Origin of the sequence: Paenibacillus aestuarii (assembly GCF_027789125.1) — a bacterium.
GTDB classification, from domain to species: Bacteria; Bacillota; Bacilli; order Paenibacillales; family NBRC-103111; genus Paenibacillus_E; species Paenibacillus_E aestuarii.
Window position 1 is genome coordinate 21,489 of record NZ_JAQFVF010000048.1, and the last position, 23,365, is coordinate 44,853.

Below are 23,365 nucleotides of genomic sequence, written 5' to 3' on the forward strand. Positions count from 1 at the left end.
CTCACGAGGTGGACTTTATGTCGAATACAGAAAATCTAAATGTTCTGCAATCCACACAAACCGTCATCCACGAGGCGCTGAAGCGTCTTGGCTATCCGGAAGAAATGTATGAGCTGCTCAAAGAACCTCTCCGTGTCTTAACTGTGCGTATTCCGATCCGCATGGATGATGGCAGTGTGAAAGTATTCACAGGCTATAGAGCGCAGCACAACGATGCTGTCGGTCCAACGAAGGGCGGCGTGCGCTTCCACCCGGATGTGACGGAGGATGAAGTGAAGGCACTGTCCATTTGGATGAGTTTGAAATGCGGCATCTCGGATCTTCCTTATGGCGGGGGCAAAGGCGGCATCATTTGCGATCCGCGGCAAATGTCGTTCCGCGAGCTGGAGCGCCTCAGTCGCGGCTACGTGCGGGCAATCAGCCAGCTGGTCGGTCCATCCAAGGATATCCCGGCGCCGGATGTGATGACGAACTCGCAGATTATGGCCTGGATGATGGACGAATATAGCCGGATCCGCGAGTACGACTCCCCGGGCTTTATTACGGGGAAACCGATTGTCCTGGGCGGCTCGCACGGCCGCGAGACGGCAACGGCGAAAGGCGTTACGATTATGATCGATAAAGCGCTGCAGAAAAAAAACATTGCGCTGCAGGACGCAAGGGTAATTATTCAAGGCTTCGGCAATGCGGGCAGCTATTTGGCGAAATTCATGCATGAAGCGGGAGCGAGAGTCATCGGCATCTCTGATGTGCATGGCGCGTTATATAAACCGGACGGCCTCGATATCGAATATTTGCTCGATCGCCGCGATTCCTTCGGCGGTGTCACGAATTTGTTTAAGGATACGTTGACGAACAAAGAAATATTGGAGCAGGAATGCGACATTTTGGTCCCGGCAGCAATTGAGAATCAGATCACGAAGGAAAATGCGGATCGTATCAAAGCCAGCATTATCGTTGAGGCGGCTAACGGGCCGACAACGTTGGAAGCGACCAAAACTTTGACGGACCGAGGGATCCTCATCGTACCGGACGTGCTGGCGAGCAGCGGAGGCGTTATTGTTTCTTATTTCGAATGGGTGCAGAATAATCAAGGATATTACTGGACAGAAGAAGAAGTTCATGCCAAACTGCAATTAGTCATGGAAAAGTCTTTTGAAAATGTCTATAATATTCATATCACGCGCGGAGTGGATATGCGGCTCGCCGCCTATATGGTGGGCGTTCGCAAAATGGCTGAGGCCTCACGCTTCCGCGGTTGGGTGTAACCGACCCGATCATTCGCGAGCATTAACGCCAAAGGGGGAGCTATGCATGCATATTTTGCCCGTTGTGCTGGCATCTGTAGCCCCAGGTCTCTCTTTGCTAGCCTACTTTTATCTAAAAGACCGTTACGAAACGGAGCCGATTCATTTGGTCATCCGCATGTTCGTGTTCGGTTTCTTGCTTGTTTATCCGACGATGGTCCTGCAGCGCTCTTTTATTGAGGAAATCGGGGATGGCAATTTTACAACGGCCTTTTTTCTATCCGGCGGGATTGAAGAGTTTCTGAAATGGATTGTCCTTTACCATCTGATCTATAGGCATGCTTCCTTTGATGAGCCCTATGACGGGATCGTTTATGCTGTGGCTGTCAGCTTGGGCTATGCAACACTTGAGAACATTATTTATGCGTTTTTAAATGCCTCATCCTTTTCGGCGCTCCTTATTCGCGCGCTTCTCCCGGTATCGGGCCACGCGCTGTTCGGCGTCATGATGGGTTACTACATGGGCAAGGCCAAATTTACACCGGAGAAGTCGCAAAGATACCTGTGGTACTCCTTACTGCTGCCGATTCTATGGCACGGCTTGTTCGATTATATTTTACTCGTGGCCAAATCGTACTGGGTATGGATTATGATCCCGGTTATGACTTATTTATGGATACGCACGCTCTGGCGGGTTGATCGGGCAAACGCACGTTCGCCGCTGCGCATTGCACCTTCGGACGAGAAGATTAAAATGAGTTGAATAGGGTCATAATGGACTGTATCAGGGCGGTTTTTACCGAATGCTGCCCGGAAATGGCCGGGAGGTATACATGTCTACGATCCGAGTGAAAGTAACGATACGCTGCAAGCAGTGCGGTGAGCGATTTGTCCTCAAGGGTAAGAAGGAAAAAGGGAAAATCGAAACGGGCTTCCGTCAGTGCATCTGCAGCAATGAGCATGATTTTGATGTCGAGACCGACGAATAATAATGAGGCGGAACTTTAGGGTTCGCCTGCTTAGAAAATAACGGGACGCGATGTTCCGTTATTTTTTTTGCGTGAAAATGCGCTGCGGGCGCTTGTGGGGGCTTGGCATGTAGGGCGGCATGTCGCGTTGGAGGTATGCGAGAGTGAGAGCCCGGCGGTGTAAGGCGACATCGTCGCGCTGCAGGCGCGCCCGCCTGCCCGCCGAGAGCGATTCCGGGTCGCCAAGCGGCAAACCAATCCCATGCTGGGAGCGGAGCATTAAGCGCTCCCGCTTCTTGCTAGAGCGGTTTAACCACGCTGTAGTCAAAGATGTTAACAGTGCTCCCACTGTCATTTTTGTATGTATAAACCTTTCTTTCCACGCGAAAACTAACGGCAAGTTTGACGGAAATGAAAGGAGCCCAGTTATGTACAAAAGACTAAGTATCGTGATGTTCCCATTCCTTGTGCTAGCCCTGATCGGGGCGTCGGTTTGGGGGTATTTGGAGCATCAGGAGAAGAACACCATTTTAATCAAAGCTGAGAATCAATACCAGCGCGCATTTCACGATCTCTCCTTCCGTATGGACAAGTTGCATACGGAACTGGGAAATACACTGGCGGTCAACTCCACCTCCGAGGCATCATACCGCAAAGGGTTAGTGAACGTTTGGCGGCTGACGAGCCAGGCGCAGAACGATATCAACCAGCTGCCGCTGACCTTGCTGCCTTTTAACAAAACGGGAGACTTCCTCGCAAACATGGCAAATTTCTCGTATCGCTTGTCCGTCCGTGACATGACGAAACAGCCGCTCAATGAGCAGGAGATGAAGACGTTGAGCGCGCTCTACGATCATTCCAAAGCGATCACGACGTCGCTGCGCGGCGTACAGGACAAAGTGATGGCCAGCAACCTGCGCTGGATGGATGTGGAGTCGGCCTTGGCTTCGCAAAATGAGCCGAAAGACAACGTTATCATCGACGGTTTTTCGACGGTGGACAAAGCGGTCGGCGCTTATGAGGAACTGGATTGGGGGCCAGGCAATTTCAACGCGCTGTCGCAAGCGGATGTTAAAATGCTGACCGGCGAAGAGATGACGGCAGATGCAATCAAGCAGAAAGCAGCGCAGTTCTTGGGGATCAGCGACAGCGGCAACATGAAAGTGGTTGAAAACGGAAGCTCAACCCCGGAATACAAAACCTATAGCGTCGTTGTGCCGGGTGCAGGCCATGGGGAGAACGATATTCAAATGGACTACACCAAAAAAGGCGGTCATCTGATTTATTTCATGAAGCCGCGGACAGTGCAAGAGTCAAAGTTTGACCTTCGCCAGGCGAGAGATGTGGCCAATGAATTTTTGGATCAGCATGAATATAAAGATATGAGCGCTGTCAGTTATGACCAGTACCAGCACATTGCCAATATCGTTTTCGCCAAGCGTGAAAAAGACGTGACGGTTTATCCTGAGCAAGTTAGTGTCAGAGTTGCGTTGGACAATTTAGAAGTAACGGGCCTGCAGGCAAGCGAATACATATTCGGCCACAAACTCCGGAATCTCGGTCAGCCTAAAGTTAATGCAGAGGAAGCCCGTAAATCCGTAAATGCCAAGATGGAAGTGAGCAGTCAAAAGCTTGCCGTTATTGAAAATGAACTGAATGAGGAAGTGCTGTGCCACGAGATCGTCGGTAAAATGAACGGCAATTTGTACAGAGTGTTCATCAATGCGGATAACGGAACGGAAGAAAAAATAGAAACGATTCGTCCGGACCAGGCGGCAGCCGCTGCTGCAGGTGCAACTGCAGCCCCCGGCCAAAAGCCGGCAGCAACGAAATAAAACCAGAGAAGCGGGAGCTTGCCTCCTCGCTTCTTTTTTGCTTTCTAATTCAGAATCTCGTGTTATAATCGATGAAGTAACAGGAAATTTGGCAGAGATTGTCGGAGGTGCTCGGATTGCTTCCCAAGGTTAATCAGATTTTGTACATGCAGATCAATTCTATTGATGACGAAGAAAGCAAGATTGAATACAAATCAAGAATTGCTGATATCACAGACAGCGCGATTGTAATCGAGCTTCCGCTGAATGAGCAGACAGGTCGGCTAAAGCGGCTTTATGCTGGCGATGAGTTGAACGCTTATTTTTTAAATATGGGCGGGGTCAAGCATTATTTCACCACTACCGTTTCGGGTTTTCGCGAAGATGTCGTCCGTCTGGTCGAACTGAAGCTGCCGGATCGCGATTCCATCACACAAGTGCAGCGCAGAAGCTTCTTGCGCGTGCTCGCCGAGCTCGAAATCGCAGTGAAATTTTCCGATCAACTCCTATTCGTCGCTTTAACCGAGGATATCGGCGGAGGCGGGATCTCCTTCATCTGTGAAGGACATCTTCCACTTGGCTTGCAAGCTGCTTTATCCTGCTGGCTGCTCGTGCCTTTTAAGAATGGCTCCATTGAGCACATACCGTTCAAAGGGGAAGTCGTCCGCGTGAAGAAACTGGAAACGGGAAGGCTGCTCGTAATGGTCAGCTTTGTGGAAATTACCGACCGCGAACGCCAGAAGATTATCCGGTTTTGCTTTGAACGGCAGATGGATTTCCGCAAACGCTGATTGCATGGAATCTGATCTTCTTGGGTATACTTTGATGCATGAATTGAAGTGAGCAGGTGAGACTTCCATGGCATCGGATCAGGAACATCGATCGTACGAGCAGCTGTTTGTGCTTTTCTCCAAGAAGGTGGAGAAGATTTTGCTCAGGCTGGCGCTCGTGTTTTTTGTGCTGCTTTTATGCGCTCAAGCGCTCTTGCAAATCCCTTATTTGCGCAAGCATATTACAAGGGTCGAACCGCTTGAAGGCAAACCTTACTCCCAGCCCGTGGGCGCGGATCGAGAGCGTTCTTAGAGGAGAATGCTACGGCTAGTAGCATTCTCCAAGTTTTGCATATACATTGGTAGTGTGGTATAATTTCCTTAATTAGCAGGCAGTGCCTGCTTTTTTGTTCGTAAGGTATTGTTAGGAGGAACAACAGCTTGGATAAGTTCAATATTGCCATAGATGGCCCCGCTGGCGCTGGTAAAAGCACCATTGCAAGACTTGTAGCTGGCGCGCTCGGATTTGTTTACGTCGATACTGGGGCTATGTATCGCGCAGTAACATGGAAGGTACAGCAAGAAGGGCTGTCTCCTGATCAAGAATCTGAGGTCATCGCGCTCGCGAACCGCATGCGCATCGAATTAGTTCCGACGGCCGAAGGGCAGCAAGTGTACGTCGATGGCGTTGATGTGACGAAAGCAATTCGCACTATTGCCATCACGGATCATGTTTCCCAGATTGCCAGCATCGGAGCGATTCGCGAACTGCTGGTCGCGATGCAGAAGCAAATGGCAGTGTCCAAAGGAATTGTTATGGATGGCCGTGATATTGGCACCCATGTCATTCCTGACGCTGAGCTTAAGATTTTCCTTACGGCAAGCGTATCCGAGAGGGCAGAACGACGTTTTAAAGAAATGCAAAGCAGCGGAACCTGCACCATGACACTGGAAGAGTTGGCGCAAGATATTGCCCGGCGTGACCAGTTGGATCAGAATCGGGAGATTTCACCGCTTCGCCGAGCTGATGATGCTATCCTAATGGATAGCACGTCTATGACGATTAACGAAGTTGTGGACGAGATCCTGGGACTTTGCAAAAGCAAAGTCGGAGGTGGCAAGTAAGATGCTATACCTTATTGGCAGGGGTTTATTCCGCATCATTTTTGCTGTATGTTTCCGTCTTCAAGCGTTTGGCCGAGAGAATGTCCCGGCAGAAGGCGCGGTTGTCTTATGCTGCAATCATATCAGTCTGTGGGATCCTCCGCTCCTGGGCTCACCGCTGGAGCGCAAAGTGCACTTCATGGCCAAGGCCGAACTGTTCGATATACCGATTCTCGGATCGGCCATCGCAAAGGTAGGGGCTTTTCCAGTCAAGCGAGGCGGGGTCAGCAAGGAGTCGATCCGTCTTGCCATCCAACTGCTGCGGGACGGTAAGATGATGGGCGTATTCCCTGAAGGATCGCGCAGCAATGCCGGCGGTATGGGCAAGAAGGGCGCAGCCAGTCTGGCGCTGAAAGCAGGCGCAGCTGTAGTTCCGGTGGCGATCGTCGGGCATTACAAGCTATTTCGCAAGATGAAGATCGTATATGGCAAGCCGATGGATTTGAGCGCCTATACAAGCGGAAGCTCGGAAGATCTGGAACTCGCGACAGAAGCGATTATGAATGAAATCCGAAGCTTGCACGCCTCTTACAGCAAAGATTAAGTGTTATGTATGGAAATGTAAGGTTGGAATTATACTATCCTTAAATTGTATGGGAAGTTTGTGTGTGTGTGAAACAGAGTAGACGCTTTGTGCAGCTGCTTTGTGACTTATAAATTTTTATTGATGGTTTTAAATAGAGGAGGGTAACCCTATGTCAGATGAAGTTAAAGTTCAAGATCAAACGCAAGAAGTACAAGAAACAGCTGTATCTCAAGCTGAAGCCGAGCACGCGCTGAACAATGTTGCTGTGCTGAAGAAAGGCGCTACTGTCAAAGGTAAAATCGTGAAGGTAGACGCAGATCAAGCTTTCGTTGATATCGGCTACAAATATGACGGCGTGATCCCGGTTCGCGAGCTTTCATCCGTTTCTCTGGACGATGCTGGCCAAGCCGTACAAATCGGCCAAGAAGTTGAGCTGAAAGTCGTATCCATCAACGATGCGAAAGAAACATTGGTTCTATCCAAACGCGTTGTGGACAGCGAGAAAGCTTGGGATAAACTGCAAGGCCAATTGGAAAGCAAAGAAGTTATCGAAGCTGTCGTAGCTGAAGTTGTGAAAGGCGGACTTGTTGTTGATATCGGCGTTCGCGGATTCGTTCCGGCTTCCATGGTTGAGCGTCAATTCGTTGAAGATTTCAGCTCTTACAAAGGTCGCACATTGCGCCTGCGTGTGAAAGAACTGGACCGCGAGAAAAACAAAGTGATTCTTTCCCAAAAAGATGTGTTGGATGAAGAGCACGAAGCAAACAAAAAGAAAATTATAGAAGGCCTGCAAGTAGGTCAAGTGTTGGATGGTACAGTTCAACGCTTAACTCAATTCGGTGCTTTCATCGATATCGGCGGCATCGACGGTCTTGTACATATTTCCGAAATGGCTTGGCATCATGTTGAGCAAGCATCGGACGTTGTTAAAGAAGGCGACAAGGTGAAAGTTCAAATTCTTAAGCTGGATCCAGCTAACGAGAAAATCAGCCTGTCCATCAAAGCGACACAAGAAGGCCCATGGTCCAAAGTGGAGCGCGAGTTCAAAGCTGGCGATATCGTAACAGGAACTGTTAAGCGTCTTGCTGCATTCGGCGCATTCGTTGAAGTGGCGCCTGGCGTAGAAGGACTTGTGCATATCTCCCAAATCGCTCACCGTCATATCGGCACTCCTCATGAAGTGCTGAAAGAAGGACAAGAAGTGAAAGTGAAAATTCTCGAAATCAACGCTTCCGAGAAACGCGTCAGCTTGAGCATCAAAGAAACCGAAGAAGCTCCTGAAGCTCCAGCTGCTGCAGCGAAGCCTGAGAGAGAAAGACAGCCAAGACCTGACCGCGACCGCGGCAGCAGAGAAAACCACCAAAAAGAAATTGCTGGCAACGAGAACGTTTCGTTGAGCAATCAAGGTATGTCCATGACACTTGGCGAGCGTTTTGGCGACAAATTGTCCAAATTTAAATAAGTCGTTGTTTATGTAACGAACTGTTAGCTTAGGAGGACTGGAACATGCGCATCTCACGCAAAATGGAGCATGTCCATTATGCGCTGGAGCTTGGCCAATCCGGACAACAGGGGTTGGCGGATGTGAAGCTTGTGCATAACTGTCTGCCTGAGACTTCGACGGATCAAATTGCATTAACGACCGTAATCGGCGATCTCATTCTGAGTTCGCCGATTTTCATTAATGCGATGACCGGCGGAGCAGAGGAGACAGAACGCATTAATCGTGATCTGGCGATTGCGGCCAGAGAGCGGGGGTTGGCCATGGCTGTCGGCTCGCAGATGTCAGCGCTGCGAAATAGCGAGGTGGCACCGAGCTATCAAGTTGTGCGGCGCATGAACCCGCATGGCATCGTGCTGGCCAATTTGGGCAGCGAAGCTTCCGTCGAGCAGGCGCTTCGCGCTGTAGACATGATTGAAGCGAACGCGCTGCAGATTCATTTGAACGTGATGCAGGAACTGATCATGCCGGAAGGCGACCGCAACTTCGCCGGCATGATCGACCGCATCGCAGCGATCGTAGACCGGGTCGGAGTCCCGGTCATCGTCAAGGAAGTCGGCTTCGGCATTCCGAGGGAGAATGCGAAGCAGCTTCAAGAGATCGGCGTCCGCGTGCTGGACGTCGGCGGGTCGGGCGGCACTAATTTCGCCGCCATCGAGAATGCGCGCCGTTCAGCAGCCTTGGCGTGGCTGAACGATTGGGGCACACCGACAAGCATCGCGCTGCTCGAAGCATTGTCGGTGTATCCGCGAGGCGCTGTCATCGCCTCGGGAGGCATTACGAACGCTTTGGAGGCCGCCAAAGCGTTGACGCTTGGCGCATCGGCCGTCGGCATGGCCGGTGCGTTCTTGAAGGTGCTGCGCGCCGAAGGGATCGATGCGCTGCTGCGCTTCATCGATGAGCTCCAGCAGGGACTCATCTTGATTATGACCGCGCTCGGCGCGAATACCGTGCAGCAATTATGGGAGCGACCTGTCGTCATTACAGGCGAGACGGCGGAATGGTGCCGGACACGCGGCATGGACCTGACCGATTATGCAGCAAGAGGAAGCCGGAGTAAATAATCGATTTTTTGCCATACTAAGGAACAGAAGGGGCTTCCCGCTAGGGAGCCCGATGTTCCGCAGGGTGGTATCGATTATGAACTCCGGCTATTTGTCTTTAATACTTCTCTGCATCACGCTGATTCTGCTGGCCAGCGGATGGAAGGAGACATTTATAAGAAGTATTTCGCATAAGGCAATACTTCTTTTTTTTGTGGCGTGGCTGTTAAGTTCACGGTTGTCCGTGACGATTGCGCAGGTTCAAGTTCAATTGGTCTATATGTGGATAACCGTCATCTGTCTGGTCATCCTCTATGTCACGCATGGATTTATTCACAAGCTTCATCTGCTTTCCATCGGCTTACTGATGGGATCGCTGCATTTTTTGATCGGACAGCTGCTGATGATGGATCCGATTTTAATCGTGGGCAACCCCGATTGGGACACGGCCTTGCTGCTTGCTGTGGCCGCGACCATGCTGCAGCGCAGCGCACCGGAACAAATCGCCGCCATCTCCATCGGTTACCTGTTAGGGGACCTTTATCAGAGCAGTCTTCATCAGGGGCATATGAATCACCGGCTCGGGGGCACGCATTTTCAGGATCAGTGGTGGCTGACTGTCTTTGCTGCGCGAACGTTGACTGTCATGGTGCAAAGCGCCTATAACGGCTGCCGTGGAGTGATAAGAAGCTGGATGGATCGAAAAGGAGGATGGCGCAAATAATGGACTGGTTTTATTCGCATCGGTATACGGTTGGTGTTGTTGTTGGCGTGGTTTTTGGCATCTTGTCGCGACTGAACATGCTGCGCACCGATTACCGGCAGTACCCGACCTATCCGCATGGCAAAATCATTCACATTTCCCTGGGGGTGATTGCTGCAGGGTTAGGGGCTGTTGCTGTGCCGGCACTTTTGGAAAAAAACTACACTGCTGTTACCTTTCTCTCTTTGGCCGCACAGCAATTCCGCGATGTCCGCAATATGGAGAGACAAAGCTTGACCAAGGTGGATGAGTTGGAGCTCGTTCCGCGGGGCTCCGCTTACATTGAAGGCATTGCGATGGTGTTTGAAGGGCGCAATTACTTGGTCATCTTTTCCGCATTTGTCGCCTCGCTGTTCAGTATTTGTTTCGCCTGGTATTGGGGGATTGTGGCGGGCATCTTGTCTATTTTCTTAGCGAATTTGTTTAAGACTGGTAAGAATCTGGAAGCGATCGCACACATCGAGCATGTGCCCGTTCGTCTAGAAGGGCCTGATCTGTTCGTCGGCTCGGTCTATATTATGAATATCGGCCTTGAAGATACGCAGCAAATTATTCAGAAGCAGGCGCTAGGTTACATCATCAAGCCGAAAAACCGGAATTCCCGCGTGACCTTAGCCAATCTCGGACAAAGACAGGCGATTCTCCATGATATATCGACCTTATTTGGTGTGTATCGCGATTCAGGCGAGCCTTCGCTCATGCCGATGGCCAAGCTGAATATGAATACGGGTGAGCTAGGCTTGCTGCTCCTTCCGCAGGAACGGGACGCAGATAAAGTGAAAACGGCGCTGCACCGGATTCCCGTCCTGGAGAGCGCAGTACGCATGCCTTCCGAGGCCGGCGTCAATCAACAGAAAGGGGGCTAACTACGCATGTCGCAAATTCTCGCTATCGTCACGCTGGATAAAGATCAAGTGGCTGGAGGGGCCCCTATTTTCGCCGTCGCCACGAAGGAAGAACAACAGAAAGTTTCTTTTACGCTGGAAAAAATATTGGATGCCAATGCCCACGATTTGAAAAACGGCAATATCATTTTGGTTAAGCATAATTAACGTGCGCGAAATGACGTCATCCCGATATTTTTTTTAGAAGTGATTAGCAAAGTGCCTGTTTTTTTGTTATGATGTAAGTTGCGTAATTTTCCATGGCTGTACATGGAAGGTGCCGTGGAACGTGAATTGCATGCAAACCTAGGGAGTGAATGGAAATTGGCTAGACCTATTATTGCTATTGTTGGCCGACCGAATGTCGGCAAATCCACGATATTTAATCGGATTATAGGCGATCGCCTGGCGATTGTGGAAGATAGACCGGGAGTTACTCGCGATAGATTGTATGGCATCGGTGAATGGCTGAATCAATCGTTCAGCGTCATTGATACGGGCGGTATTGAGATTGATGATGAAGATGCGATTCTTAAATCTGTGCGGGTTCAGGCAGAGCTCGCGATTGAAGAAGCGGACGTGATTATTTTCATGGTGGATGCCAAAGCGGGCGTCACACCGTCAGATGAAGAAGTTGCACAGCTGCTGTTCCGTTCGAAAAAGCCGGTTGTTCTAGCCGTGAACAAAGTGGACAATCTGCAGCGTCAGGATGAGATTTATGAGTTTTATTCGTTAGGCTTCGGGGATCCGATCGCGATATCGGGCTCGCATGGCATCGGTATCGGCGATATGCTGGAAGCTGCATGCGCGCATTTTCCGGATAAGAAAGATGAAGAGTACGGCGAGGAAGTGATCAAATTCGCTTTGATCGGCCGTCCAAACGTAGGGAAATCGTCCTTGACCAATGCGATTCTCGGCGAAGAGCGCGTGATTGTCAGCGACATCGCCGGCACGACCCGTGATGCAATTGATACACCGTTTGAGCGTGACGGTCAAAAGTATGTCATCATCGACACCGCAGGTATGCGCAAACGGGGCAAAGTGTACGAGAATACGGAGAAGTACAGCGTCATGCGGGCGATGAAAGCGATTGAGCGCGCTGATGTGATTCTGATCGTCATCGACGGGCATGAAGGCATCATTGAGCAGGACAAGCATATCGCCGGTTATGCGCATGAAGCGGGAAAAGCCGCGATCTTCGTGGTGAATAAATGGGACATCGTGGACAAGGATGACAAAACGATGCACCAATTCACCCAGAAGATTCGTGACCACTTCCTGTTCATGACGTATGCGCCTGTCGTGTTCGTATCCGCCAAAACAACGCAGCGCCTGCATAAACTGCTGCCGGTCGTTATGCAAGTGGCGGAAAACCATGCGCTGCGCATCCAAACGCATGTCCTGAACGACGTCGTCTCGGACGCTGTCGCCTACAACCCGCCGCCGACAGATAAAGGCAAGCGACTGCGCATTAACTATGCGACACAAGTGGCTGTGAAGCCTCCTGTGTTCGTACTGTTTGTGAATGAACCGGAGCTTATGCATTTCTCCTATGAGCGTTATTTGGATAACCGAATCCGCGCCGCTTTTGGGTTTGAAGGTACTCCAATCCGAATCCTGAGCCGCAGAAAATCTTCGGATGATGAATAATTAAAGAAATGCCAAACACAAAGGAGGTCGTATTGTTTGTATTCCATCATTAGCATTGTGGTGAGTTATTTATTAGGTTCCATTAGCTTTAGTTATTTATTCGGCAAATGGATCAAAGGCATCGACATCCGCAAGCATGGAAGCGGCAACGCAGGCGCTACGAACACGCTGCGCGTGCTCGGCAAGGGGCCGGCCATCATGGTTCTGCTCCTTGATGCCATCAAAGGCGTTGTCGCCGTACTGCTCGGCCAGTGGGCTTCTCCAGGCACGGAAGGCATGTGGATCCCCGTTCTTTGCGGTTTGGCGGCCATCATTGGCCACAACTGGCCGATTTATTTCGGCTTCCGCGGTGGTAAGGGCATCGCGACAACGATCGGCGTCATGGCGACACTCTGCTTCATTCCAACGTTGATTGCCGGCTTGGCGGCCATCGTGATCATCGCGATTACAAGATTCGTTTCGCTCGGTTCCCTTATTCTTACAGCACTTTTACCTTTTCTCTTGTGGGGGATGGACCGGCCGGTACCAATTCTGTTGATTAGCATCTTGCTGTGCATTTTCGCCATCGTGCGCCATCGGACCAACATTGTGAAGCTCATCCAAGGGAAAGAAAACAAACTGGGGCAAAAACGCGCCTAAAACAGCAGGGGTTAAAGGGGAGGTTGAAGTTCCATGTCGAACAAAGTATCCGTGCTTGTTGCTGGCAGTTGGGGAACGGCACTAGCCTCTGTTCTCGCAGATAACGGCAAAAAGGTGCTGTTATGGTCGCGCAATGAGCAGCAAGTTCAGGAAATCAATCAACAACATACGAACGCGCGTTTCCTACCTGGCGTCGAGCTTTCGCCGCTTATTGTGGCGACGAACTCACTCCAGGAAGCGGTCGAGGATGCGGAAGCCGTTGTCATGGTCGTACCTTCGGCAGGGATGCGTGAGGTTGCCTCACAAATTCGCCCGTTTCTGAAGCAAGACGCGTTGTTGATTCACGCGACCAAAGGCTTTGAAACCGGGACACTGAAGCGGATGACGGAAGTGCTCATCGATGAGCTGCCCGAAATGGATCCTGCGCGCCTCGTGGTCTTATCCGGGCCAAGTCACGCAGAGGAAGTGATCCGCAAAAGCCCGACCACGGTCGTTGTTGCCGCGCAAAATTTGGAAGCGGCGGAAGCGGCGCAGGATTTGCTGATCAACAGCTACTTCCGAGTGTACACGAACCCTGATGTAGCGGGTGTTGAAGTGGGCGGCGCGCTCAAAAATATTATCGGGCTCAGCGCCGGACTGATCGACGGGCTTGGCTTCGGCGATAATGCGAAGGCGGCGCTCATCACGAGAGGGCTCGCGGAAATTACCCGGCTGGGCACCCGTATGGGCGCGAACCCGCTCACCTTCGCCGGGCTTGCCGGCATCGGCGACTTGATCGCGACGTGCACGAGCAAGCACAGCCGGAACTGGCGAGCCGGATATAAGCTGGGGCAGGGCTTCCCGCTTGATGCGGTGCTCGCTGATATGGGCATGGTGGTCGAAGGCGTGAAGACGACCAAGAATGCGCATGAGCTCTCCCGGCGCCTGCAGGTCACGATGCCGATTACGGACGAGCTCTTCAACGTGATGTTTGCCGGTAAATCGCCTAAATTGGCCGCTCAAGATTTGATGGGACGCGTCAGAACCCATGAAATCGAAGAAAACGCCTTTGACGCAGCGACAAAATGGCAGGGGTAGCCTACACCACATGATGTCCCGACTCATACTATACCTTAGACGCTTTTGGTCACATGAGGTATAGGGAGGCGACATCCTTGACGAAAAAAGATATATCGAAAGACGTATTAAACGTAGTGAAAAAGAAAACGGGCAAAACCGTTACACCTCAAGATATTCAAAAAATCGCCAGCGGTGTGAAACCGTCGACGTTGCAGAGCGAGGCGCAGCTTCGCCAGTTGATTAAGCAGGTTTCCGGTCTTGTAAACGTCAAAGTATCCGAAGAGACGGTCAATGAGATCGTGCAGGCTGTGAAAAGCAGCAAGCTGGATATGAACAACATGCAGCAGTTGATGAGCATGATGCTCGGTAAGAACAAGTAGCATAAAGGGGAGTTTAATCCCCTTTATGCTTTTTTTCTGCCCTTATGCTATAATTAGCGGAGAAATTTGTCGCACCAAGCGCGAAGGAGTAGTGGAAATGTCAAGTTTAGACAAAATGTGGGCATCCTTTGTGGCGATTGGACTTATGGTCGTAGCCTCTCTTCTCATTTCTTATGCCAGAACTCGCACGACGGGGGCGCTGCGGACGATTTTGTCGACCATCGCCTTTTTGCTTTTTATTCCAATTTTAGTGTACATGCTGCTATCGATGCTATAGTTAGTTGGGGGACGAAAAATGCTAGAATTAAAAACACGCAAAATGACGACATCCGTAGAGACAGATACCGGGCTTACGATACTCGATCATGCCTTAAAGCATAACGTTGAATGGGGCTTTTCCTGCACAAGAGGGACTTGTGCCAGATGCCGTTGTTACATTGCAGCCGGGCGGGAGCTGCTTGCCGCTCCGACGGAGGCCGAGGAAGACCGGCTGGAGCCTGAAGAGCTTGAGCAAGGCTACCGGCTAGCCTGTCAATGCGTTGTGAAACAGAACGGTGACATCGCCGTGACACACAAGCCATACTTCTAGTGTCTGCTGTGGAAACTATAAGTCGAATGGAAGGTGTTGGCGTTATGTCCCTGCTAGAACCTATGTTGCCGGCGATCAACAAGCTGAGCGCCGAGCTCCGCAGCGTCGACGCCAAATGGCTGATCGGCGGGAGCTGCGGGCTCGTCATGCACGAAATCGATACGCTCCGCAGTCCGAGAGATCTGGATCTCTATGTAGATGGGGGCGATATTCCCGCGATACATACAGCTCTTGCCCAATTTGCCGTTGATGAGCCGGCTTACAGCGAAACACCGATCTATGCGTCTACGCTGAGCCACTACGAGATTTTGGGGGCAACCATCGAGCTCGTCGGCGATTTTCGCGTCCAGGCACTCGATTCGGTGTACACGATCGAAGCAACTTACCTCTGGGAGCACCACGGGATCGAACTCCCGCTTGAGGGACTCGCTCATCACGTGAAGATGATGCCGCTCGCGCACGAGCTCATCTTTAATGTGCTGCGTGAGCGCCCTGACCGCTATGAAGCGATTGCGCAGGCGATGCGCCGAAGTCCAGAACGGCACATGCCTGCGCTGCACGATTTGCTGAAGCGGAACCGGATGGGCAGCGAGTTCTGCAGCCGTCTGGAACGTTTATTTCAAAACTAATGTGGGGCGAGGTACACCATGTCTCAACTCGATGTGCATTTTTGGCCTGATAACAAACATATTCAAGTTCGGCCAGGCACCACACTGCTGGATGCAGGGCGGCGTGCCAAAGCGCAAATCCGCACGCGCTGTGACGGCAAGGCGGCTTGTCTGATGTGCAAAGTGATCGTGAAGGATCAGAGCGGCTTAGCGCCACTGAATAATAATGAAAAGTTCAAGCTGGGGTCGCAAGCGGATGAAGGCTATCGGCTCGCCTGTCAAGCTAGAGTCGTAGGAGCGGTCACTGTCGAAGTGCCGGAAGACCCGCTCAAAGCGGCGATCCGCAAGCAGCTTGCCAAGCAGGCTGAGGATGACGATTTATTTTAAAAGTTAGGATGGTTCAGCAGTGACATTACAACGATTTCAAATTTTTGGAAAATGGCTAAGCGCTGCGATATGCCTTGTGCTGCTGCTTACCGGATGTGCGTACCCGAAGGAATTGCGCAAAGAGAATCAGATCAATCCGGCGGAATTTATTACGGTGGTTCAGCAAGCGGTTGATCAATTCCACGACAAGAGCGGTGTGCTCCCTATTAAAAATAGCGAGATGACCACGCCGTTATATGAAAAATACGTCATCGATTTCGCCAAGCTGCAAAAGTCGCATCTGCTTAGCAGTGTGCCGGCCAATGCATTTGAGAGCGGTGGCATCTTCATGTATGTGCTTGTCGATGTCGAGGTGAAGCCGACTGTGAAGCTGATGGATCTATCCGCCTATCAGAGCGTGGACGACGTGCAGAAGAAGATGGATGAGTACAAATTGAAGCACAACGGTGAGCTGCCCAAGGGCGTAGCGATCAACGATAAATTTGATTATGTGGATTTCAACGAGCTGGGCATGAAAGCCCCTGAAGTGAAATCCGATTACAGCAGGCCTAATTTGATTACTTATATGGTGAATAAGCAAACAGGCAAAGTCGCGATTGATTATGGCATGGATCTGATGAAAATGGTGGAGAGCGGCTCGCTGAAAGGCTCGCTTAAGCCGGATCAGGATCTGCGCGAATTGTTGGTTGCGAAATCCTATTTTGTACCGATCCGCAGCTATGCGTACTACTGGCAGAACGATCAGCCGATGCCACAGGATATTGAATAGACAGACGAACCTCCTACGTGAGCAACGTAAGAGGTTTTATTTTTTTTCAGAATATCAGAATCGGCAGCCACATATATTCTTCAATGGCGATACTTTGACGTTCGTTCAAAGGTTCGATGTGCTTCTAACGGAAATGTGGGCTGCGAAAAAAAGATATTGCGCATCTATCATATTTCTATCGAACGTACATATATTTCTTACTAGTCCAAATAGGTGAGCGTTTGATCAAAAAAAGAAAGATCAAAAGTCCCTATATGATGTACGAGTAGTCAATTGTAACCGTCATTATGCGTCAGTTGACGACCAAACTGTAGGAGGGATTCTCTTGGAGAAAGTGGATATCTTTAAGGACATTGCAGAACGGACGGGAGGGGACATTTACCTGGGCGTTGTCGGCGCAGTCCGGACAGGAAAATCAACCTTTATTAAACGTTTTGTGGAATCTGTAGTGCTTCCGAACATTCAAAGCGAAGCGGATAGGATCCGGGCTACCGATGAACTCCCGCAGAGCGCTGCTGGCCGCACGATTATGACAACTGAGCCTAAATTCGTGCCGAACACGGCCGTTCAAATTTCAGTTGCCGAAGGACTAAATGTCAATGTCCGGCTGGTCGACTGCGTAGGCTATGCCGTAGATGGCGCCAAAGGCTACGAGGATGAAAACGGACCGCGTATGATCAATACGCCTTGGTTCGACGAGCCGATCCCGTTCCAGGAAGCAGCGGAGATCGGGACGCGCAAAGTGATTCAAGAGCACTCGACGCTCGGTGTCGTCGTGACGACTGATGGCACGATCTCTGACATTCCGAGATCTTCCTATGTCCTCGCTGAGGAGCGGGTCATCAACGAGCTGAAGGAAGTCGGCAAGCCGTTTATCGTGATCATCAATTCGCAAAAGCCGAACGGCGAGCCTGCCCTCGAGCTGCGAAGCGAACTGCAAAGCCGTTACGACGTTCCTGTCGTGACGATGAGTGTAGCTAACGCAGGGGAAGAGGAAATGGTGTCCGTGCTGCGCGAGGTGCTCTACGAGTTCCCTGTGCATGAAGTAAACGTGAACCTTCCAAGCTGGGTTATGGTTCTGGATGAAAATCACTGGCTGCGCGGACGTTTTGAGAATTCCGTCCGTGATACCGTGCAAGATATCCGCCGCCTGCGCGATGTGGATCGGGTAGTCAGCCAATTCGGCGAATATGAATTTATCGAGCGGGCTGCCCTTGCCGGCATGAACATGGGGCAAGGTGTGGCGGAGATCGATCTGTACGCGCCAGATGAGCTGTATGACCGCATCCTCCAGGAAGTGGTCGGCGTTGAGATTCGCGGCAAGGATCACCTGCTGCAGCTGATGCAGGATTTCACCCATGCGAAGCGTGAATACGACCAATTCGCCGAGGCGCTGGAAATGGTGAAGACGACCGGCTACGGTATCGCGCCACCGACGCTGGCGGAGATGGCGCTCGATGAGCCGGAGCTGATTCGCCAAGGCTCGCGATTCGGGGTGCGTCTGAAAGCGACTGCGCCGTCGATTCATATGATTCGCGTCGACGTCGAATCGGAATTCTCGCCGATTATCGGTACCGAGAAGCAAAGTGAAGAGCTGGTCCGCTATTTGATGCAGGACTTCGAGGACAATCCGCTCAAAATTTGGGAGTCCGATATATTCGGCCGATCGCTGCATTCGATTGTTCGCGAAGGCATTCAAGGCAAGCTGGCGCAGATGCCGGATAATGCCCGCTACAAGCTCCAGGAGACGCTTGGCCGTATTATTAATGAAGGCTCCGGCGGCCTGATTGCTATCATTCTTTAACAGCTATGGCAATGAAATGCCTTAGGAATAAGCAAAAAACACTCGTTAAGAGTGTTTTTTGTCGATTTTTAGCATAAAAACAAGTAGAATCTGCCGAGTGACACTTGAAATTGCCGTCCCACTGTATTACTATGGTTTTATTCGTCTGCTTTCAGTATCAAATTTTCACTCAGAAAATCCACGATTTTTTATAACTTCATGTATATTTTTTGATGAAACGGTGAAAACAGGAAGTAACGGAAGTAGAATTTTTGGGGGGAGGTGAATGGCATGAATAAATCTGAATTGATTAACAAGGTTGCTGAAACCTCCGAGCTTTCCAAAAAAGATGCAACCAAAGCGGTTGATGCTGTTTTTGATGCAATCTCCGAAGCTCTTCAAAGCGGAGATAAGGTTCAACTCGTAGGATTCGGGAATTTTGAAGTTCGTGAACGTTCTGCTCGTAAAGGACGTAATCCGCAGACTGGTGATGAAATTGAAATTCCTGCAAGCAAAATTCCAGCTTTCAAACCTGGTAAAGCGCTTAGAGACGGCATTCAATAATTGACTAGTTTCTACATACGATTGTCCTTCAAGCCGTAGCTGCAATGAGCAGTTACGGCTTTATTTATTATCCTATTATTTCCACCAGACTCGAGAGAGTGCCTTGTCATTTGATAAAGACTGGCCAAGTTATCGATTCGATTTTAACGATCTAGACACTTTACTAGAAAAATAGTGTTTTTTGTAAATCTAGTTTCAGTAATAGACTTCTTTGCATAACATTTAATACTCTTCCTTCGCGGTCTGCCATTGAATGGGGTAGGTAAGTTAGATGCATAATGTCAAAGAACCGTTTCGGCTAAAAGCAACGATAACAATGGTACCTAAGAACTCGCTAAAAATGTGCAAATATAGTAGTAAGAATAACGTTAATAATTCGTTCAAATATATTGCGTGGGTGAGCCGTGATATTGTATAATCAGGGAGCACGAAGGGGAATTTTGTCCATATTAAAATCCCTACAGCTTTGTTACGACTGGCTGTATAGCGTGGTAGTTTTCGTTAATACCGGGGTATGGCGCAGCCTGGTAGCGCGCACCCTTGGGGTGGGTGAGGTCGCACGTTCGAATCGTGTTACTCCGACCATGGGAAAGACATCGTCAAGCCGATGTCTTTTTCTTTTGCACGACTCCGTACCCTGCTTCGCGCTACTTTACAGAGATATTATAGGGGGAACAGCATGAACAAGCTGAAAGTAAATGAGCTGCTCAGAGCTCAGGATTGGACGATGTATGGCATTATCGCGTCCATTTACCTGATTTGGCGGATTGGCACCGTCGGAGGCTGGAGTAAGGAATGTTGGGTACTGCTCCTGATCTGCTTGCTCGGTGTCCGCAAAGACCAAGTTGATGTGGATTGGAAGAAATTTTTCATCTTTGGAATTCCACTATTAGGTGTATTTTATTACTTCTACGGTTCGGGAAACAGCTTATGGTGGAGAATTGCCAACTGGATGTTTGAAAATAACCGCCACCCTTGGCACTGGGATGATTATATGAATGCGATTCCTCTGAATACAGGGGGCTGGGCGCGCTGGATCGCCAATCCATACTTGGATAAAGCGATGGTTTGGATCTACAATTATGGCTTCGTACTGTCACTATGGATTTGCATTGTGCGCAGCTTCTGGACACGCAGTATCAAGAAAATGCTGTCATACGCGCTATCCGGTCATATGCTGCAGTTTCCGCTCATTTTACCTTTTTACAACTTGATCTTGCTGCATGAAGTTTGGTATGTCAACAAGCAGCCGGACTTGCTGCACCGCGTCTTTCCGGATGAGAATTCGATGCTTGTCGCGACGATGAACTGTTTCCCCAGCATGCATACCTCCATTTCGTTTGCCATGCTGCTGCTGGCCCTGCGGGAGAAAGACCGCATTTTCAAATGGATGATGGTGACGTATTGTGCTTCCATTATTTTTTCAACGCTTTACCTCCAAATTCACTGGTTGATTGATGTATGCGCAGGCATGCTGTTCGCATACGGCACGGTGAAGTTGACGGACTTCTTGATCCGTACCGCTACGAACAAAGTGGTGCCAGAGAAGTTCAAATTGTTTTATCGTCAAAAAGCGGGCGTTGCCTCCAAGCAAATATCCGCATAACCCATAGATAAGTTGACTTCTGGCCGTTTTTTTAGCATCATGAAAAGAAGAAGATCGGAGGAATGAACGTGGATTCCAAACATAGCAACTCTACAGCGGCTCAACCTGCTAACACGCCAAACAGCAATGAATATTTCGTCATTAAAGCCAAGGATAACGGCGTGCATGTCATCGGTTTGACACGCGGACAAGATACCCGGTTTCATCATACGGAGAAATTGGACAAGGGCGAAGTGATGATCGCCCAGTTCACCGAGCATACGTCTGCGGTTAAAGTTCGCGGCAAGGCGATCATCATGACGAAGTTCGGTACGATCGACACAGAGGAATAATTTTTTGCAAGCAGGCATAGCCTGCTTTTTTTCTTTGTACAATGATGTATAAGGAGGTGCCTTATACATGAACTGGACTTCACGCATGATCATAATGGCCTTAGTTTCTGGAGCGATCGCAATCGGCATGTCGATGCTTCCCAAGCTGGATGAGCTGCCGACTATGAGCACTGGCATTGCCGACTCCTGGTCTGGCAAGCGCGCGGCACAGCTCACGAACAGCAATCTAGTTGATTTGCTGGTACAAGTTCCACTGCAGCTGCGCATCCGCAAGGTGGAATTGACCAACTCACGGCTCTCCTTGGATTTGAGCTTGCCCAAAAATGCGGAATCCGCTGCCGTCTACCGCGATTTATATACACTTGCGCAGACGATGACGAATAAAACGAAAAATGTGAATCAGGTTTGGATTCGCGTGATGGATTATTCGGGGGCAACGGATCAAACATCGGCGCAATTGGTGCTGGCGATGGTTGCGGATCGTGAACAAGGGAAAGATATGAAGGCGAGTGCCAACGAGCTGAGTTTAATTCAGCTGGAGCAGCAATTGCAGAACCGGTTCAGATTAACATACACACCCAGGTGGCAGCAAAGATATCCCTTATAATTAATTGTGCTTCTGCGATCTTGTTATGCTATAATTACTTGGATAGAAACATAATTGATATTCGGCACATGGTTACGGAGGCTTTTGCATGAATTCTTATCGGATCCCTGAGATCGCCAAGCAGTATACGGAATATGATATGATCCAAATTCACACGGACTTGCCCGATTTTCCTGAGTTGCGGTCGCGCTTACTTTACGCCTTCCTGAACGGGAATACGAAACTTAGCCCCTCCAGCGAGCTGTATACGCTTGCGACATCGCTTGTCCAATTAGGGTTGGATACGCATGATATGGTGACAGCTTCCAACGAGATTAAAGAGAAGAAAGCCGCGCGGTCCAGGCAGTTGAAAGTGCTTGCGGGTGATTACTTTAGCTCCCGGTTTTATCACTTGCTGTCGCAAGCCGGGCAGATTGAGATGATCAAACAGCTTTCCAATGCAATTTGTGAAGTGAATCGGTTGAAGATGAATGTCTATACCAAAATGAAGCAATTCAAGTTGACGGCAGAAGATTATATCCATCAAACGGTGGAAATCAAATCTCAGCTGTTTTTGTCTTTTTCGGAATTTATGGCTGACGTCTACGATCATGCCTGGCCTGAAGTCCTGAGAAGTTATACAAAATGTGAAGTGATTTTTGAAGAGATTTTCCGGGCGGAATCTGCAGCTAATTTTCACGGAAGCTGGGGATTCTGGCACATTCTTCAGCACGGAACCAAAGAAGAACGGAAACAGCTGAACCTCGACGAAGCGGATCAAGCGAAAGTACGTACACTGCTGCACAAATACAACATCAGCTCGCAGCTTTATCAAATGTTGGACCAGCATGTCAAACAGCTGCAAGCAAGCATTCGGCAGCTTGATTCCGATAAGCTAATTAGTGAACTCTTTCACATTGGGGAGCCGATTCTTCGTTTTGCCGTGAAACAGCCGCAAGTGCTTGAAGAAATTTGAGGGGAATTGAAACACATGAATACGACCAAAGCAAAGAGCAAATCAAAAGAAGAATTCGTGCACTCCGTCTTTGAGAGCATTGCTCCGAAGTACGACCTGATGAACAATATTTTAAGCTTCCGTAGACATAAAGCTTGGCGGAAGTTTACGATGCGCAAGATGAACGTGCAGCCCGGACAGACGGCGATCGATTTGTGCTGCGGCACCTGCGATTGGACGATCAGCTTGGCACAGGCCAGCGGGAACGGTAAGATCGTCGGGCTGGATTTCAGCCAGAACATGCTGGACTACGGGGCAGGAAAGATCCGCCAGCTGCACTTGGACAAGCAGATCGAACTAATTCGCGGCAACGCCATGAGCCTCCCTTTTGAAGATAACACGTTCGATTATGCGACGATCGGTTTTGCGCTGCGCAACGTTCCGGACCTGGAGCAGGTCATCCGCGAGATGGAGCGCGTCGTGAAGCCTGGCGGCTTAGTCGTGTCCTTAGAGCTCTCCAAGCCAACGTGGCAGCCGTTCAAGTCGATCTACTATTTCTACTTCCAACGGGTTCTGCCATTCTTAGGAAAACTGATCGCCAAGCGTTACGAGCAGTACAAGTGGTTGCCGGAATCACTGATCCATTTTCCTGACCACAAGCAATTGGCGCAAATTTTTGAGAAGAACGGTCTGCAGCAGGTACAAGCTTACCCCTTAACAGGCGGTATTGCAGCACTGCACATAGGAACTAAGGGCAATAAGAAAGCAGGAGTGTAAA

30 protein-coding genes and 1 tRNA gene are annotated in these 23,365 nt (G+C 50.0%); 30 read left to right on the forward strand and 1 reads right to left on the reverse strand.

Annotation, left to right across the window (positions count from 1 at the left end):
• The first annotated feature begins 17 nt into the window (after positions 1-17).
• The 3 genes from O9139_RS20095 to O9139_RS20105 all read left to right on the forward strand — a co-directional run bounded on the left by O9139_RS20095 (position 18) and on the right by O9139_RS20105 (position 2,236).
• Positions 18-1,268, forward strand: coding sequence for a Glu/Leu/Phe/Val family dehydrogenase (locus O9139_RS20095; RefSeq protein ID WP_270881253.1), 1,251 nt, complete (start codon positions 18-20; stop codon positions 1,266-1,268).
• Between the two features lie 46 nt (positions 1,269-1,314).
• Positions 1,315-2,010 (forward strand): glutamic-type intramembrane protease PrsW, encoded by a 696-nt coding sequence (prsW, locus tag O9139_RS20100; RefSeq protein ID WP_270881254.1) that lies wholly within the window; start codon positions 1,315-1,317, stop codon positions 2,008-2,010.
• Between the two features lie 70 nt (positions 2,011-2,080).
• A complete protein-coding gene (locus O9139_RS20105) occupies positions 2,081-2,236 on the forward strand; it encodes a hypothetical protein (RefSeq protein ID WP_270881255.1) in 156 nt (51 codons plus the stop codon).
• A 58-nt stretch (positions 2,237-2,294) separates the two neighbouring features.
• Here O9139_RS20105 and O9139_RS20110 read toward each other — a convergent pair whose 3' ends face one another.
• A complete protein-coding gene (locus O9139_RS20110) occupies positions 2,295-2,570 on the reverse strand; it encodes a hypothetical protein (protein ID WP_270881256.1) in 276 nt (91 codons plus the stop codon).
• 73 nt (positions 2,571-2,643) lie between these two features.
• Here O9139_RS20110 and ypeB point away from each other — a divergent pair, with 73 nt between their 5' ends.
• From ypeB to O9139_RS20245, 27 genes are all read left to right on the forward strand, one after another.
• Positions 2,644-4,050: a germination protein YpeB gene (gene ypeB / locus O9139_RS20115; protein ID WP_270881257.1), complete on the forward strand. Its 1,407-nt coding sequence runs from the start codon at positions 2,644-2,646 to the stop codon at positions 4,048-4,050.
• A gap of 107 nt (positions 4,051-4,157) precedes the next feature.
• A complete protein-coding gene (locus tag O9139_RS20120) occupies positions 4,158-4,820 on the forward strand; it encodes a flagellar brake protein (protein WP_333742789.1) in 663 nt (220 codons plus the stop codon).
• A gap of 67 nt (positions 4,821-4,887) precedes the next feature.
• Positions 4,888-5,112, forward strand: coding sequence for a DUF5359 family protein (locus O9139_RS20125; protein WP_270881259.1), 225 nt, complete (start codon positions 4,888-4,890; stop codon positions 5,110-5,112).
• Between the two features lie 128 nt (positions 5,113-5,240).
• Positions 5,241-5,924 (forward strand): (d)CMP kinase, encoded by a 684-nt coding sequence (gene cmk, locus O9139_RS20130; protein WP_270881260.1) that lies wholly within the window; start codon positions 5,241-5,243, stop codon positions 5,922-5,924.
• 1 nt (position 5,925) lies between these two features.
• Positions 5,926-6,507 (forward strand): lysophospholipid acyltransferase family protein, encoded by a 582-nt coding sequence (locus tag O9139_RS20135; protein WP_270881261.1) that lies wholly within the window; start codon positions 5,926-5,928, stop codon positions 6,505-6,507.
• Between the two features lie 151 nt (positions 6,508-6,658).
• Positions 6,659-7,951, forward strand: a complete 1,293-nt coding sequence (gene rpsA / locus O9139_RS20140) for a 30S ribosomal protein S1 (protein WP_270881262.1) — start codon at positions 6,659-6,661, stop codon at positions 7,949-7,951.
• A gap of 44 nt (positions 7,952-7,995) precedes the next feature.
• Positions 7,996-9,054, forward strand: coding sequence for a type 2 isopentenyl-diphosphate Delta-isomerase (gene fni / locus O9139_RS20145; RefSeq protein ID WP_270881263.1), 1,059 nt, complete (start codon positions 7,996-7,998; stop codon positions 9,052-9,054).
• 76 nt (positions 9,055-9,130) lie between these two features.
• Positions 9,131-9,757: a YphA family membrane protein gene (locus tag O9139_RS20150; RefSeq protein ID WP_270881264.1), complete on the forward strand. Its 627-nt coding sequence runs from the start codon at positions 9,131-9,133 to the stop codon at positions 9,755-9,757.
• Positions 9,757-10,662, forward strand: coding sequence for a YIEGIA family protein (locus tag O9139_RS20155; RefSeq protein ID WP_270881265.1), 906 nt, complete (start codon positions 9,757-9,759; stop codon positions 10,660-10,662). The genes O9139_RS20150 and O9139_RS20155 overlap by 1 nt, the downstream gene beginning before the upstream one ends.
• A 6-nt stretch (positions 10,663-10,668) precedes the next feature.
• Positions 10,669-10,848, forward strand: coding sequence for a capping complex subunit for YIEGIA (locus tag O9139_RS20160; protein WP_270881266.1), 180 nt, complete (start codon positions 10,669-10,671; stop codon positions 10,846-10,848).
• Between the two features lie 156 nt (positions 10,849-11,004).
• Complete coding sequence (der, locus tag O9139_RS20165) at positions 11,005-12,330, forward strand: ribosome biogenesis GTPase Der (RefSeq protein WP_270881267.1); 1,326 nt, start codon at positions 11,005-11,007, stop codon at positions 12,328-12,330.
• Between the two features lie 36 nt (positions 12,331-12,366).
• Positions 12,367-12,969, forward strand: a complete 603-nt coding sequence (gene plsY, locus O9139_RS20170) for a glycerol-3-phosphate 1-O-acyltransferase PlsY (RefSeq protein ID WP_270881268.1) — start codon at positions 12,367-12,369, stop codon at positions 12,967-12,969.
• A 33-nt stretch (positions 12,970-13,002) separates the two neighbouring features.
• A complete protein-coding gene (locus O9139_RS20175; RefSeq protein ID WP_270881269.1) occupies positions 13,003-14,046 on the forward strand; it encodes an NAD(P)H-dependent glycerol-3-phosphate dehydrogenase in 1,044 nt (347 codons plus the stop codon).
• A 77-nt stretch (positions 14,047-14,123) separates the two neighbouring features.
• Positions 14,124-14,408 carry a stage VI sporulation protein F gene (locus O9139_RS20180; RefSeq protein ID WP_270881270.1) on the forward strand — a complete coding sequence of 95 codons (285 nt, stop codon included), beginning with the start codon at positions 14,124-14,126 and terminating at the stop codon, positions 14,406-14,408.
• A gap of 97 nt (positions 14,409-14,505) precedes the next feature.
• A complete protein-coding gene (locus tag O9139_RS20185) occupies positions 14,506-14,685 on the forward strand; it encodes a DUF2768 family protein (RefSeq protein ID WP_270881271.1) in 180 nt (59 codons plus the stop codon).
• An 18-nt stretch (positions 14,686-14,703) separates the two neighbouring features.
• Positions 14,704-14,997: a 2Fe-2S iron-sulfur cluster-binding protein gene (locus tag O9139_RS20190; protein WP_270881272.1), complete on the forward strand. Its 294-nt coding sequence runs from the start codon at positions 14,704-14,706 to the stop codon at positions 14,995-14,997.
• Positions 14,998-15,041: 44 nt separating this feature from the next.
• On the forward strand, positions 15,042-15,626 hold the full coding sequence (locus O9139_RS20195) for a nucleotidyltransferase family protein (RefSeq protein WP_270881273.1): 585 nt from the start codon (positions 15,042-15,044) through the stop codon (positions 15,624-15,626).
• Between the two features lie 18 nt (positions 15,627-15,644).
• Positions 15,645-15,992 (forward strand): 2Fe-2S iron-sulfur cluster-binding protein, encoded by a 348-nt coding sequence (locus O9139_RS20200; protein ID WP_270881274.1) that lies wholly within the window; start codon positions 15,645-15,647, stop codon positions 15,990-15,992.
• Between the two features lie 19 nt (positions 15,993-16,011).
• Entirely contained in the window at positions 16,012-16,761 is a 750-nt protein-coding gene (locus O9139_RS20205; RefSeq protein ID WP_270881275.1) for a hypothetical protein, read from the forward strand.
• A 325-nt stretch (positions 16,762-17,086) separates the two neighbouring features.
• Positions 17,087-18,565: a stage IV sporulation protein A gene (gene spoIVA / locus O9139_RS20210; RefSeq protein ID WP_270881276.1), complete on the forward strand. Its 1,479-nt coding sequence runs from the start codon at positions 17,087-17,089 to the stop codon at positions 18,563-18,565.
• A 270-nt stretch (positions 18,566-18,835) separates the two neighbouring features.
• Positions 18,836-19,108: an HU family DNA-binding protein gene (locus O9139_RS20215; RefSeq protein ID WP_235122749.1), complete on the forward strand. Its 273-nt coding sequence runs from the start codon at positions 18,836-18,838 to the stop codon at positions 19,106-19,108.
• A gap of 508 nt (positions 19,109-19,616) precedes the next feature.
• Positions 19,617-19,693 (forward strand) — tRNA-Pro (locus O9139_RS20220).
• Positions 19,694-19,787: 94 nt separating this feature from the next.
• Complete coding sequence (locus tag O9139_RS20225) at positions 19,788-20,714, forward strand: phosphatase PAP2 family protein (protein WP_270881277.1); 927 nt, start codon at positions 19,788-19,790, stop codon at positions 20,712-20,714.
• 68 nt (positions 20,715-20,782) lie between these two features.
• Complete coding sequence (gene mtrB, locus O9139_RS20230) at positions 20,783-21,046, forward strand: trp RNA-binding attenuation protein MtrB (RefSeq protein ID WP_270881278.1); 264 nt, start codon at positions 20,783-20,785, stop codon at positions 21,044-21,046.
• 67 nt (positions 21,047-21,113) lie between these two features.
• Complete coding sequence (locus tag O9139_RS20235) at positions 21,114-21,653, forward strand: hypothetical protein (protein WP_270881279.1); 540 nt, start codon at positions 21,114-21,116, stop codon at positions 21,651-21,653.
• An 88-nt stretch (positions 21,654-21,741) separates the two neighbouring features.
• Positions 21,742-22,608, forward strand: a complete 867-nt coding sequence (locus tag O9139_RS20240) for a heptaprenyl diphosphate synthase component 1 (protein ID WP_270881280.1) — start codon at positions 21,742-21,744, stop codon at positions 22,606-22,608.
• A gap of 15 nt (positions 22,609-22,623) precedes the next feature.
• Complete coding sequence (locus O9139_RS20245; protein WP_270881281.1) at positions 22,624-23,364, forward strand: demethylmenaquinone methyltransferase; 741 nt, start codon at positions 22,624-22,626, stop codon at positions 23,362-23,364.
• Position 23,365: the final 1 nt, after the last annotated feature.